Raw genomic sequence first — 15,009 nt, forward strand, 5'->3', positions numbered from 1 at the left:
TACGATTTCAATTTTTTATGATTATTTTTACCCAATCAAATAAATTGCTTCACATTAATATTATTATAGATATGGTATTACAGAGTATTCCTGCAGATAGTTATCAAATACATTTTAACGAAAAAGGGTTTGATTTTTTAAATGAATTGCTGAAAGAAAAAAAATATTCTAAAGTTTTTATTCTGACCGATAGCAACACCAATGCCTATTGTTTACCAGTGTTGCTTGCTGATATAGTTGGTGATTATCCTTTTGAAATCATTGAAATAGAGGCGGGAGAGGAGTATAAAAATTTGGAAACTTGTCAGCAAGTTTGGATGACACTTTCCGATTTGGGGGGTGACAGAAAAAGTGTTTTGCTTAATTTAGGAGGAGGAGTGGTTACTGATTTGGGCGGATTTGTAGCTGCAACCTATATGAGAGGTATTGATTTTGTGAATATACCTACTTCGTTATTAGCTATGGTTGATGCTTCGGTAGGTGGAAAAACAGGAGTAGATTTAGGAAATTTAAAAAATCAAATAGGGGTGATTAGTAATCCTTTAGGGGTGATTATTGATAGCCGTTTTTTAGCGACGCTTCCCGCTCAAGAATTACGCAGTGGTATGGCAGAAATGTTTAAACACGGGCTTATTCACTCTGTTTCATATTGGGAAAAGATGAGAAACTTGAAAGATTTGGATATTTCAGATTTGGATAGCCTAATTTACGATTCTGTCATCATCAAAAACAATATTGTAAAACAAGACCCTACCGAAAAGGGACTGCGTAAAACCTTGAACTTTGGGCATACTTTAGGTCACGCCATAGAATCTTATTTTTTATCTGCTCCTCATAGAGAACGACTATTACACGGCGAGGCAATAGCCATTGGTATGGTACTGGCGGCTTACTTGTCCTATAGAGTTTGTGGTTTGTCAAGAGCCACTCTCGAAGAAGTTAAACTAGTATTAGAAGAATATTTTCCTAAAATAAATATTCATAATCAAGAGATTACAGAGATATTGAATTTATTAAGATTTGACAAGAAAAACTCACACGGAAAAGTTAATTTCGTGCTTTTACAAACAGTAGCAACCCCTAAGATAGATTGTAATGTAGAAGAAAACGTAGTGTTAGATGCTTTTGAGTACTACAATAGGTAGTTATTTAGAATAACTATAAAATAGAGTTCAAGCAGGCTTTTTTAACAGTTCAGTAATTTTAAGTGTGGGATTGGTTTAATTTCTTAAAAAAATATATTGTGACTAATTTATTGATGTGTATTTGTTAAATATGTTGCTTTTTTCTCAATTGATAGTAGTAATTTCACATCTTTCTCTTTTCTCGTAATACTTTAAAAAAAGATTTTTTGGTTTTTTATTAACTGAATATGTTATACATTTGTAAATGTAAATTTAACGAAGGACAAACTATGTGTTTGTATTATTGCCGCGTTAGTTTGTTTTGAAATAATTATTAACTAATTCATTTTATTATTCTTATGATAGATTTGCTAAGTAGATCTAACAGCAAGGGCAAATTGGGTAAATTTTTACTTATAGCTCTTGCGTGCGGACTTTGGGCAGATGCTGTTTATGCCAAGGCAGAGATAACATCGGTCAGAGAAGTTGTAGAGCAACAAACCAAAAAAGTAAGCGGTACGGTAACCGATGAGTCTGGACAGCCCTTGCCAGGTGTGAGTGTTTTTATTAAAGGAACTCAGCGAGGGATTACTACTGACTTTGATGGCAACTACCAGATTCAAGCTTCACAAGGAGAAATGCTTGTTTTCAGTTATGTAGGGTTTGTTACTCAAGAAAAAATTGTTTCTAGCACTGGAAACGAACTCGTAATTAATATTTCATTAAAAGAAGAAACACAGCAATTAGAACAAGTAGTAGTAACTGCTTTAGGTATTAAACGCCAAGAAAAAGCACTGAGTTATAATGTTCAACAAGTAAAGTCAGAAGAACTTACTCGTGTAAAAGATGCTAACTTTGTTAATAGCCTTAACGGAAAAGTGGCTGGGGTAAATATTCAAAAAAGTTCTTCGGGAGTAGGGGGGCAAACTAAGGTGGTGATGCGAGGAGCAAAATCCATTTTAGGAGGAAATAATGTTCTTTATGTCATTGATGGTGTTCCAATGGGGGAAAATACCAACAGGGAGCGTGGTGATCAAAAGTTTGGAACTCCAGCTTCTTCTGAAGGAATTGCGGATTTCAACTCTGAAGATATTGAAAGTATTTCTGTACTTACGGGACCTTCGGCAGCTGCTTTGTATGGTGCTGCAGCCGCTAACGGTGTTATTCTGATTAACACTAAAAAAGGAAAAGAAGGAAAAATGAAAGTAAATCTTTCTTCTTCAGTAGAGTTTTCTAATCCATTGATTTTGCCTGAATTTCAGAATACATACGGAACAAGCGATTTGTTTTTCTCTTGGGGTGATAAATTAGATACTCCTTCTTCTCTTGATCCTAAGAAATTTTTTAATGTAGGAACAACTTACAATAACGCTCTGAATTTCTCTGTAGGAAATAAGCAAAATCAAACTTTTGTTTCTGCTGCTTCTATTACTTCAGAAGGAATCGTTTCCAACAATCAGTACAGAAGACACAATGTGCTTATTCGTAATACCTCTTCTTTTTTAGATGATAAATTAGAGTTAGATGTATCAGCGAGCTATGTTCGTCAATTTGAGAAAAATATGATTTCATTTGGAGAATATTTTAACCCAATAGTGGGTGTGTATTTATTCCCTAGAGGAGAAAATTTTGACTGGATGAAATCATTCGAATTGTACGATATGGAAAAAGGGTACAACGCTATTCAGAATCGTATCCCTGGAGATCTGGGAAAAGATATTCAAAATCCTTATTGGATAATGTATAGGAATGTTCGTCCTAAAGTTAGAGATCGTTATATGTTCTCAGGACAATTGAAGTATAATATATTTAAGAACCTAAATATAGCTGGGCGTGTACGTTTGGACAATACGTATTCAAAATCAGAAGACAAACGATACGCAGGTACTTTGGGAGCTTTTGCCAAAGAGAAAGGGCGTTATGCATATTCACAAGGAACATTTAAGCAAAAATATGCAGACTTGATAATGAATTACAACACAAGTTTTGCAGATGATTTTAACTTGGTTGTAAATGCGGGTACTTCATTTGAGGATTACGATAATAAGGGTAAATCATATAGAGGTGAAATAAAACATATTGCTAATAAATTCTTCATTTCTAATACTGATGCAAGTACCGCAGTAGTTTCCGATGAAGGAGGAAATGATAGACGTAGAAACATTGCTGTTTTTGCATCTGCAGAATTAGGTTGGAAATCAGCTCTTTATTTAACGCTTACAGGGCGTAATGATTGGGCTTCTCAATTGGTAAATAGTGATGAAGAAAGCATTTTCTATCCATCAGTAGGTGTTTCTGCTGTCATTACAGAGTTACTGTCTCCTGAAACTAAAAATAAATTGTATCCATACTTAGGTTTTGCTAAAATTAGAGCTTCATTTACAGAGGTTGGTTCTCCTATAAGCGTAACAGGGATTACTCCAGGAACAATAACTAAAAAAATTGAAGGAGGAAGTATAAAGGCAAATGATTTTTATCCTTTAACAGCACCTTTGAAAGCTGAAAGGACTCGCTCTTTTGAAGTAGGGATTAGTACTAAATGGTTAAAAAATAGACTTTCTTTAGATGTAACAGCTTATAAATCCAACACTTATAATCAGTTATTATTAGCTGGATTACCAAAAAGTTCTGGATATCAGACAATGTACGTCCAAGCAGGAAATGTAGAAAACAAAGGTTTAGAGGTTGCTTTAGGGTATAACCAAGAAGTAGCAGATTTCAATTTTGGTACAAGTTTGACAGCTACAGCAAACCAAAATAAAATCATTCGATTGGCTTCAGGAATACCTAATCCATTTGATGCATCATCTCCTATTGATATAAAAGAAATGACAGTAGGTAATTTCTACTTGAGAGAAGGAGGTAGTATTGGGGATATTTATGCAAATAATTGGATTAAAAGAGATAAATATGGATTGGTTGATATTTCCAGTGGAACAATTGCTACTGAAGCAACTGAGCCTTATATGCTAGGTTCTGTAAATCCTGATTGGCTATTGGGTTGGCAAGGAAACTTAGGATATAAAAATTTATCTTTAAACTTTTTATTTAAAGCTAGATTGGGTGGAGTTGTTGTGTCAAAAACCCAGCAAATTTTAGATTATTATGGAGTTTCAAAGGCGAGTGCTGATGCACGTGATTTGGGATATGCTCAATTAGGAAGTTTTAAAGTGAACCCAAGAGCTTATTACAATGCAATCAATGCTTTAGATGCTTATTATACCTATTCAGCAACAAATGTTCGCTTACAAGAAGTGAGCCTTACATATAGTTTCCCTAAACAAGCATTAGGAAAGACGTTTTCTGATTTGAGCATTTCATTGATAGGGAATAATTTATGGATGATTTATAACAAAGCCCCTTTCGATCCTGAACTGACTTCGACAACAGGTACATTCGGTCAAGGATATGACTATTTTATGCTTCCAAGTTTAAGAAGCTATGGATTAAGTGTAAAAATCGGATTTTAATTTAATAAAAGTATAAAAATGAAAAGAATAATATTCACATCTTTACTGCTTTCAGTTGCAGTTGGTTGTACATCTGATTTTGAAGAAATAAACACAAATGCTTATGGAGTCACAAAATCTGATGAAGCAAAAGATGGTATTTCATATGGAGCTCCTTTTGTAAGAATGCAACAATTAATAATTCCTATAGGACCTCCTGAAGCGACTACTGGACCAGGTAATGCCTTGCAAAATACAGATTTGATTTCATCGGGTAACTACATTGGTTATTTTGGAAATAATAATAACTGGGGGTTCCGCTTAGAACCTTCTTGGAACCTTGAAAAAGGTAGGATGAATTATGCGTATGAGAATTTTTATTCCAATTTCTTTCAACAATGGGTTGAGGTAAAAAAAGCTCTTGGTGATTCAGAAGTTTTACGTGATAAACAGATCGTTGCATTAGCAGAAATACTAAAGGTAACAGCTTGGCTTAGAGCGACTGATGTGTTTGGTCCTATTCCTTACACTTCAGCAGGAAATGGTGACATTAAACCAAAATTGGACAACCAAAAAGAAGTTTACTATGCAATGCTTTCCGATTTGGAAAAATCATTGGCAGTTATTAGCTCAGGGGGAAATATTCTCTCCTCTTATGATAATGTTTACAATGGAGATTTGTCAAAATGGGCAAAATTTGCTAACTCTTTGATGTTACGAATTGCTGTAAGAATGCATTTTAATGATCCTCAGAAAGCATCTGAATATGTAGCAAAAGCAATTGCAGGAGGTGTAATGACAGATGTCTCTGATGAAGCAAAAATGGGAAGTACCAGCAAAATGAAGCTATTGAATCCAATGATAGCATCAGTAAATGAATATAGTGAAACTCGTATGGGGCTTACTATGTGGTATTATCTTGATGTGTATAAAGACCCAAGAGCCGATAAATATTTCACTAAAGGAACTTATGATGGAGAATCAGGTTTCTTTGCTGTTGTTCCTACATCAAGAAGAGGTAAAAATACAGGTATAGATACTCCAGAATTTGCTTCCAAACCCAATGTGAATGAAAGCTCACCCATTTATTGGTTACGTACTTCAGAAGTATTGTTACTCAAAGCAGAAGCAGCTTTGTATGGATTAGGAGGACTTACTTCGTCAGAAGCTAAGGATTTTTATGAACAAGGGGTAAAAATGTCTTTTATTGAAAATGGACTTTCAATAGCTGATGCAGAAACGTATTTAAAAAGAGAGGCTGAGCATAAGTCAGTTACAGAGAATGAATATGACTATTTTTATTCCTATGATATATCAGAAAACAATGTTTCTCCTAAATGGAACCATATCTCAGGGAATCGTTCATTACAAGAGCAACAGCTTCAAAAAATTATTACTCAAAAATATTTGGCAATGTACCCCAATGCTGTAGAGGCTTGGACAGAGTATAGAAGAACAGGATATCCTCTTATAATGAAGTATGCAGACGAACAGGCACCTAAAAGAATCAACTGCCCTGATTGTTTTGTTCCTGAGCGTTTTAAATATTCTGAAGATGAGTATCTTAAAAATCCTAATTTAACGCAATTACCATCACTTTTGAATGGTGAAGATCAAGGGGGAACGAAACTGTGGTGGGTACGCCCAAATAGGCCACAACAAAAATAAAAAACTAATAAGAAAGTTATATGAAAATACATAAAATATTTTTAGGAACAGCCATTATTGCAGGCTCTATTATGAGCTGTGAAAAGTGGACCGAAACTGAGCGTATTACTTTTGATAATCAGAACGTTGATAAAGTAGTACATTTGATGGAAGCCGAAACAGAAGAAGATTTAAACCCTCACGTAAGAGAATACTATAAAAAGTTACGTGAAGAGTATCGTAATAAACCTCGTGTGAAAGGATTCGGATGGTTCGGAAATTGGTCAGGTAAAGGAGATAATCCTCAAAACTATTTAAGAGCTTTACCTGATAGTGTTGACTTTGTTTCTCTTTGGGGAACGAGAGGTTCTCTTTCTATAGAACAGAAAAAAGATCTTAAATTTTTTCAAGACGTAAAAGGAGGTAAAGCACTTTTATGTTGGATCGTAGAAGATTTGGGGGGACCTTTAACTCCTGTAGGGAAAAATAGAATACAATACTGGGTGAATGAAAAAGGAGGAGGAGTTTTCAATGAAGGGGTAAAAGCCTATGCTAACGCCATTGCAGACACTATAGAGAAATACAACCTTGATGGTTTTGATATTGACTACGAACCTGGTTATGGGCATGATGGTGATTTAGCAAATCAAGAAGATATACAAGGTGATCACCCTATGCAAGTATTTATAGAAACGCTTTCTAATCGTCTTCGTCCTAAGGGTAGAATGCTAGTAATGGACGGAGAACCCTACTTACTTTCAGCAGAAACATCCAAACTAGTTGATCATTATATTTATCAAGCCTATTGGGAAAGCAGCACAAGTTCAGTTATTTATAAGATTGAAAATGAACATTTGCAAGATTGGGAAAGAAAAACAATCATTACTGTTGAGTTCGAGCAGGGTTGGAAACAAGGTGGTGTAAGTGGATATTATAGCGTTAGACCAGAAATTCGAGCGCTTCCAAGTAATGGAGGAGGAAGACAAATATTGGATTATGCTACTTTAGATTTACCAAGCGGAAAGCGTATAGGCGGAATCGGAACATACCATATGGAGTACGATTATGCTAACAAACCACAATATAAGTGGCTACGTAAAGCTTTGTATTATGGTAATCAAAAAATTCCTGGTAATTTTCAATAACATCAATAAATGAGTTTACATATGAAAAAGATAATATGGTGCCTTGGCTTAGTAATGATTTCATCATGCCAAGAAGAATTATACGAGAACGAAACAAAGGATCATTTAACGAAACAAGCTGTGTTCTTAAATACTAATGAGCCTACTATTAAATTCTCGTTAAAAGAAAATGAATCCAAAGAGGTTACAGTTGATATTCGTTCCGTTATACCTGTTAGTTCTGAAAGTCATATTACTGTTATGACTGCCGATAAAACTCAATTGGAACAATACAATAGTAAGTATAACACTGAATATACAGTTTTGCCTGCTTCTATGTACAATGTTTCTAAACAAGTTACAATGAAAAAAGGTGAGCTTGTTGGTAAAATAACTCTTAATGTTAATCAAATTAATTTCTCAGATAAGGAAGCTTATGCTCTTCCTATAAAGATTAGTTCTACAAGTCCCACTTCAGTATCAGGACGCGATAGTGCTATATTAATTATTGAAAAAGAATTAGAGCCTATTGTAACTAAAGTATATCGCTTTGGAGGATATGAAGCAGGTATAAGTAATGCTTTTGGAGCAGATGATATCCCTGTAGCTCAATGGACATTAGAAGCTACAGTTAATCGGTCAGCTTATAATCGAAACAATCGTTCAATAGCAGGAACAAAAACTGCCGATGGGAATCCGAAAAACGAAATTTTTACTCGTTTTGGTGATGTTACCATTGATCCTAATCAGTTACAAATCAAAACAGGGGCTGCTCAAATAGATGTTCCTAAAGAAAAATTAGCCGCTAAACCTAATGAATGGTATTCTTTGGCATTCACATACGACGGTAAAACTACACGAGTTTTTGTTAATGGAGAAGAAGTTGTCTCCCGAGAAATTAGGGATGGGATATATACGTTAAATGGGCTTTGGATAGGTGGGGCCAATGAATTAGTTCGAGAAGTTCGATTCTGGAAAAGAGCCGTTCCTGCTAAGGAGCTAAAAGAAAACTATTGGAAAGTGCTTGATCCTAAAAAAGCAGAAGGATTGCTTTTCTATTATCCAATGAATGGTAAGAAATATGATCACGAAACGGGTGAAATCACAGAAGATGAAAGTAAAATATGGGATTGGTCTTCTAGTAAGGCTCATTTAACAAAACCTAGTAATTCAAATTTTGATGATAATAAGGGTAAGAATTACATTTTCTATCCTCCTAAAAAATAAATGGTTACTCTTTTAAGGAATATATTAAACAGTACAGCTTTCAAAGTTGTACTGTTTTTTTATTTTCGAATGATTTTTTCTTGATTATGTATTTTGCATAGTTTTTTACAGTAATGATTTTTTCATTTTTAAGGTTGAATATGTTCAAAAACAAAAAAAAGACTTTTTTGTTTTTTATTAAGTAAATATATCATATATTTGTGAGTATAAATTTAACGAAATACAGACTATAGTTTATTATTATAACATTAGTTTGTTTTGGAATAATTATTAACTAATTCATTTTATTATTGTTATGATAGATTTGCTAAGTAGATCTAACAGTAAGGGCAAATTAAGTAAATTTTTGCTTATGGCTCTTGTATGTGGGCTTTGGGCAGATGCTATTTATGCCAAGGCAGAGATAACATCAGTCAGAGAAGTTGTAGAGCAACAAACCAAAAAGGTAAGCGGTACGGTAACCGATGAATTTGGACAACCCTTGCCAGGTGTGAGTGTCTTCATTAAAGGGACTCAGCGAGGGATTACTACTGATTTTGATGGTAATTACCAAATTCAAGCCTCACAAGGAGAAGTGCTTGTTTTTAGTTATGTAGGGTTTGTTACTCAAGAAAAAGTCATTTCTAGTGGTGGAAATGAGCAAGTAATCAATGTTTCTTTAAAAGAAGAAACACAACAATTAGAGCAAGTAGTGGTAACTGCTTTGGGTATCAAACGCCAAGAAAAGGCATTGAGTTACAATGTTCAGCAAGTAAAATCGGAAGAACTTACAAAAGTGAAGGAAACAAACATTGTAAATAGTCTTAATGGTAAAGTTGCTGGAGTGAATATTCAAAGAAGTGCTTCAGGGGTGGGAGGTGCTACCAAAGTAGTAATGCGTGGTTTGAAATCAATTGATGGAAACAATGGTGTATTGTATGTAATTGATGGTGTACCTATGTTTAATAGGCAAAGAGATGGCGCTGGATATTTCGGTTCACCTTCCGGAGGAGAAAGTATTTCAGATATCAATCCAGAAGATGTAGAAAGTATAAATGTTCTTACAGGTCCTTCTGCTGCGGCTCTTTATGGGAGTCAAGCGGCTAATGGGGTCATCTTAATTAATACAAAAAAAGGGAAAGAAGGTAAGATGGAGGTTAATATATCTAGTAGCTTAGAAATGATAACTCCTACTTTATTACCTCAATTTCAAGATACTTATGGAAGTGTAGGTCAAAAAAGTTGGGGACCAAAGCTTAGTAAACCTTCTGGTTATGATCCTTCTAAATTTTTTCGTACAGGTACCAATATAACCAATGCTATAACTCTTTCAACAGGGACAAAACAAAATCAAACCTTTGTTTCTGCCGCACAAACCGACGCTAAAGGGGTTATTCCTAATAGCGATTATTATCGTACAAATATAAGTGTAAGGAATACATCTTCTTTTTTGAATGATAAATTACATTTAGATATTAGCGGTAGTTTTATTCGTCAAGGTAACAGGAATATGATTTCAGGTGGAGGGTATTTTAATCCGCTAGTGGCTCTTTATCTAATGCCACGCAGCCTTGATTATCGTGATATTGAGGTGTATGAGAGATTTAATCCACAAAGAGGCATTTATGAGAAATATCAACCTTATCCAGAGCAATTAGAAAGTTATTTCTCCGAAAACCCCTATTGGGTCGTAAATCGTCAGTTATTTTTACTTAATAAGAAGCGTTACATAATGGCAGCCTCTCTAAAATATGATATTTTTGATTGGCTGAATGTTACAGGGCGTATTCGTCTAGATAACGACAATAGCGTTAATGAGAAAAAGCTTTACGCTAGTACAAATAATTTTCTTGTAGGAGGTTGGAAACCAGAATTAGGACCTTACAATAAAGGACATTATTCTATAAGTAATGGGAAAGACGAGCAAACCTACGCAGATATTATGTTTAATGCAAATAAAAATTTTGGTGAGAATTTTAGTTTAACAGCTAACTTAGGGGCTAGTTATAATGACCAATATAATACTAGTTTGAGCGGTGGAGGAATGTTACTAAATATACCGAATTTGTTTTCTTCTGCAAATTTTGTTGCAGAAACAGGAGTAGGGCAAGGTTATTTAAGAACCAAAAATGTGGCGGTATTTGGAAGTGCTGAAATAGGTTATAAACGTATGCTATACCTTTCTCTTACGGGAAGAAATGATTGGTCTTCTCAATTGGTAAATTCTTCTGAGCCCTCATTTTTCTATCCTTCTGTTGGGCTTTCTGCAGTGCTTTCTGAGATGTTAAAAATGCCTGATTATGTTGATTTTGTAAAAGTAAGAGGGTCTTATACCGAGGTCGGTTCACCAATCAGCAAAACAGGTGTTACCCCTGGTACTATTACACACAGCTTATCTACTAGTGGTATAAGAGCTAATAGAGTGTATCCTTATCCAGATTTCAAGGCCGAGCGAACACGTTCTTTTGAATTTGGTTTGAATACAAAATTATTTAAGAATGCTCTTTCATTGGATTTGACTCTTTATAAATCAAACACATTCAATCAGTTGTTTGAACAAAAATTATCAGCCACTTCTCTCTATTCAAGTTTTTTATTACAAGCAGGTAATGTAGAAAATAGAGGAGTTGAGTTAGCTGTTAGTTTCCAAAAAGACTTATTTAAAGATTTCAATTGGAATTCTACGGTTACATATTCTCATAATAAAAATGAGATAAAAGAATTGGTAAGAGGTTATTTGAATCCTTTTACTGGAGAGAGATTTGATATCACAGAAAGAGGAAATCTTCGAGAAGGGGGTAGTATGAGTGATATTATTGTTAAAAAGGTACTTGCAAGAGATGTAAATGGAGATCTTATAGAAGAAGCAGCAACATTTAAAGTTGATGAAACACAAGAAATAAAAATAGGAAGTTCAACTCCTGATTTTCAAATGGGATGGAAAAATACATTCTCTTATAAAGGATTTGATTTAAGTGTTTTATTTAACGGAAGTTTTGGAGGGGTAGTACTTTCAGGAACTCAACCTTATTTAGATGCTTATGGAGTGTCTAAAGCTTCGGCAGACGCTCGAGATGCTGGTGGAGTACTAGTTAATGGTAAATTATATGACCCTGAAAAATATTATAGTACAATCAAAGATTTACCAGGCTATTATTCTTATGATGCAACAAATGTTCGTTTGCAAGAAGCTTCCTTAAGTTATACTTTTGATGGAAAGTTAATTTCTAATGGAATTAAGCGAATTACTTTTGGATTTATAGGAACAAACTTATGGATGATTTACAATAAGGCCCCATTCGACCCTCAACTCTCTTTTGGAGTGGGAACTTATGCTCAAACAGAGCTTTTTATGACTCCCGCAATGAGAACTTACGGATTAAGTTTGAAACTTCAATTTTAATTTAAAAACCTACAAAGATGAAAATGATAAATAAAAATATTCTTTTAACCTTTGGAGTACTTTTAGGTTTATCTTCTTGTATTAAAGACTTTGAAGAAATAAATACAAATAAATTACTCCCTAATGACGAACAATCCCAATTGGATGGTTTAGCCTCTGCTGGTTTGTTTGCAAATTTGATACAAGCTCCTATACCTACAGGAACTGGGGTAGATCCTGCTAATAACTATCAAGTAGTTCAGAATATGTCTGCCGATAACTGGGCAGGATATTTTTCTCCTGGTAGAAATCACTGGGATGGAGGATTAAATCAAACAAGCTTTTATGTAAGTGACAAAAGAGCTAATGGTACATTTGATGCTTTGATGGTAGATATTATGAACCAATACTTTAAAATTAAGGGTACTCTTCACAATGTTAGTGCAGTTGATGGAAAAATAATCTATACTGAAAAGGATGAAATTTCTAAAACAATGTATGCCGTTGCAAGAGTTGTCAAAGTATTGGGTATGCATAGAGCAACTGATTTGTTCGGTCCTATTCCTTATAATGACTTAGAACCAGGGAAGCAACAGGCTAAATATGATACTCAGGAGGTTGTTTATAAAACGTTCTTAAAAGAATTGGACCAATCCGTTAATCAAATGGTTTCTTTTGGTTTAGGGAATAAGGTGTTAGAAGGATTCGATCCTCTTTACCAAGGGAATCTATCGAAATGGGCTAAATTAGGAAATTCTTTGATGCTTCGTTTGGCTATGAGAGTACGATATGCTGATGAAAATTTGGCAAGAATGTATGTTGAAAAAGCAGTTAATAGTTCTGCTGGACTTATAGAGAGTGTAGATGATGTTGCTCAACTTGTTTCAAATGGAAAATATACTTTACATAATTCTTTAGTGATTATGGACGGATATGGAGAGTTAAAAATGGGAGCTACCATTTATTCATACCTAAAAGGATACAACGATCCTCGTATTGAAAAGTATTTCAAAAAAGGAAAATCAAAAGGTAATGAAGATTTTACTGATAATTACTATGCAGTTCGTTCAGGTATTGATAATAAAACAGGGGCTGACGTTTATGAAAATTATTCTACTCCAAATGTTTCAACAGACACACCTACTTATTTGTTTAAAGCGTCAGAAGTATACTTTTTATTAGCAGAAGCTGCTTTGGCTGGTTTTAATTCAAAAGGGAGTGTGGAAAGTCTTTATAAAAAGGGAGTTGAACTTTCTTTCTTAGAAAATGGACTTACACAAACTCAAGCACAGCAATATTTACAGGGAAGTGAAAAACCTGCTGATTATGTAGATTATAAAAATGCAGATTATAATCAAATTGCTGTTAGTAAAGTTGCAAAAACTTGGGATGATTCTGCTAATGACGAAGAAAAATTAGAAAAAATCATCACTCAAAAATACTTAGCTATCTTCCCTAATGGATTTGAGGCTTGGACAGAGTGGAGAAGAACAGGATATCCAAGGATGTTCAAAGTTCCTTTTAATTTGAGTAATGTAAATGCAAAAAATGTTACTGAAGACGGAAAAGATTTAGGAATGCGTCGCTTTCCGTTTCCTCGTAAAGAGTTTGAATTGAATAATGATAATGTAACACAAGCTAAAACATTTTTAGAAGGCCCTGATGATTCAGCTACTAATGTTTGGTGGGATAAAAAAAATAAAAAATAATAATTATGAAAAAGTATATATTAATTACCATTACATTGCTGTCTTTGATGGCTTGTAGTAAATGGACAGAAACAGAGTCTAATGCTGAAAAATTTGAAGAGGTTGCTTTAAGTAATTTACGAGAAGTAAGGGATAATTTCAAATGGCAAAAAGAAGCTGAAATTACAAATGAAGCTAAGTTAGCTTTGGAGGAGTATTGGGCTCAGTTAAGAGAGTATAAGCGTCGTGCTTGGCTTAATGGAGGAGACGCTGTAGGGCAAAAACCTATGTTTTATTTTTGGTATGATTCTAGACGCTGGCAGGCAACTCCAGGGATTGCCTCATCTTGGCTTCAAGCTATCCCAGATACTGTTGCTTGTATTTCGCTTTGGGGGGGAGGATTTAGTAAAGGTCCCCAAGAAATTAGTGAAAATATGAAGAAAGATCTTGAAATGTTTCATAAAAAAGGAAGCGTTGTTCTCCTATGTTGGCAAACATCAGGTCCTGGTTTAGGAATTCCAGGTGATAAAGAGGGAAAAATTAATGGCTGGGATTATTTCCGTAAAAAATATCCTTTCGATACTTCATATGAGAAATGGTCAGAAATTTATGCTCGTGATTTGTCTCGTTTTATTATTGCTTGCGGGCTTGATGGTTACGATGTGGATTGGGAGACTTGTGGCGATCACAAAACCGTTACAAAACAAGGACATAGCTTGATGGTGTCAGACAATAATTATGAAAATATCAATAAGTTTGTTCGTGAGATGGCGAAGTACTTTGGTCCTGTAGGAGATAAATTCTTTGTAAAAACTCAACAAGATAGAGAAAATAACATTCGTGCTTTGTTTGAAACTTCAACTCAAGGTTTTCATGAAAATGAAAAAGATTTCATTGACAGATTCAAGCCTTATCTACCTAATGATTACTTAACAAAGCGTTATTATTTTTGTGCTGATGTTCCCTGTGGTACATCACCAGTTGTTTTTGGAGATGATAATGAATTCAGAAAATATTTTGACAAACACTTTATGCAAGATTATGAAGTTGCTGGTGTTGGGGAACATATAAAACAACTTGGAGGAGTGTATTACAACTCTGCAGGATTAGACATCCAAACCAAACGTTCCTCGGATGGGTTTCAAAGATTTTGGGAGAAAGGAAAAGCTATTAAAGAAAAGAAAATATGGGGATTTGGATTCTACCACGGAGAGTTAGATTATGATAGTGGAAATAAAACACCTGAGTTAAAAAACTATTTAAAGATGATTAACCAAACTCGCAACTATCATAATCACGCTATTACACGTGAGATTATTCGAATTGCTGATCCTCGTGAATCATATTCAAACTTCAAAGAATCTGAACCATTAATTGTAATTCCTTAAA

Annotated in this window: 8 protein-coding genes; all 8 read left to right on the top strand. The window is 34.4% G+C overall.

Annotated features, from left to right (window positions below; translation table 11 throughout):
* The first annotated feature begins 71 nt into the window (after positions 1–71).
* The 8 genes from aroB (at position 72) to CGC47_RS10535 (ending at position 15,008) form a co-directional block, all read left to right on the top strand.
* Complete coding sequence (gene aroB, locus CGC47_RS10500) at positions 72–1,145, top strand: 3-dehydroquinate synthase (RefSeq protein ID WP_042000477.1); 1,074 nt, start codon at positions 72–74, stop codon at positions 1,143–1,145.
* A gap of 338 nt (positions 1,146–1,483) precedes the next feature.
* Complete coding sequence (locus CGC47_RS10505) at positions 1,484–4,594, top strand: SusC/RagA family TonB-linked outer membrane protein (protein WP_082025303.1); 3,111 nt, start codon at positions 1,484–1,486, stop codon at positions 4,592–4,594.
* Positions 4,595–4,612: 18 nt separating this feature from the next.
* Positions 4,613–6,241 (top strand): SusD/RagB family nutrient-binding outer membrane lipoprotein, encoded by a 1,629-nt coding sequence (locus CGC47_RS10510; RefSeq protein WP_042000407.1) that lies wholly within the window; start codon positions 4,613–4,615, stop codon positions 6,239–6,241.
* A 20-nt stretch (positions 6,242–6,261) separates the two neighbouring features.
* Complete coding sequence (locus CGC47_RS10515; RefSeq protein ID WP_042000410.1) at positions 6,262–7,365, top strand: endo-beta-N-acetylglucosaminidase family protein; 1,104 nt, start codon at positions 6,262–6,264, stop codon at positions 7,363–7,365.
* 21 nt (positions 7,366–7,386) lie between these two features.
* On the top strand, positions 7,387–8,571 hold the full coding sequence (locus CGC47_RS10520; RefSeq protein WP_041986355.1) for a DUF1735 and LamG domain-containing protein: 1,185 nt from the start codon (positions 7,387–7,389) through the stop codon (positions 8,569–8,571).
* Between the two features lie 352 nt (positions 8,572–8,923).
* Entirely contained in the window at positions 8,924–11,953 is a 3,030-nt protein-coding gene (locus CGC47_RS10525) for a SusC/RagA family TonB-linked outer membrane protein (RefSeq protein WP_232779664.1), read from the top strand.
* 17 nt (positions 11,954–11,970) lie between these two features.
* Positions 11,971–13,641: a SusD/RagB family nutrient-binding outer membrane lipoprotein gene (locus tag CGC47_RS10530; protein ID WP_095900326.1), complete on the top strand. Its 1,671-nt coding sequence runs from the start codon at positions 11,971–11,973 to the stop codon at positions 13,639–13,641.
* 5 nt (positions 13,642–13,646) lie between these two features.
* Positions 13,647–15,008: a glycoside hydrolase family 18 protein gene (locus tag CGC47_RS10535; RefSeq protein WP_042000484.1), complete on the top strand. Its 1,362-nt coding sequence runs from the start codon at positions 13,647–13,649 to the stop codon at positions 15,006–15,008.
* The last annotated feature ends 1 nt before the right edge of the window (position 15,009 follow it).

Source organism: Capnocytophaga canimorsus (assembly GCF_002302565.1).
GTDB lineage: Bacteria > Bacteroidota > Bacteroidia > Flavobacteriales > Flavobacteriaceae > Capnocytophaga > Capnocytophaga canimorsus.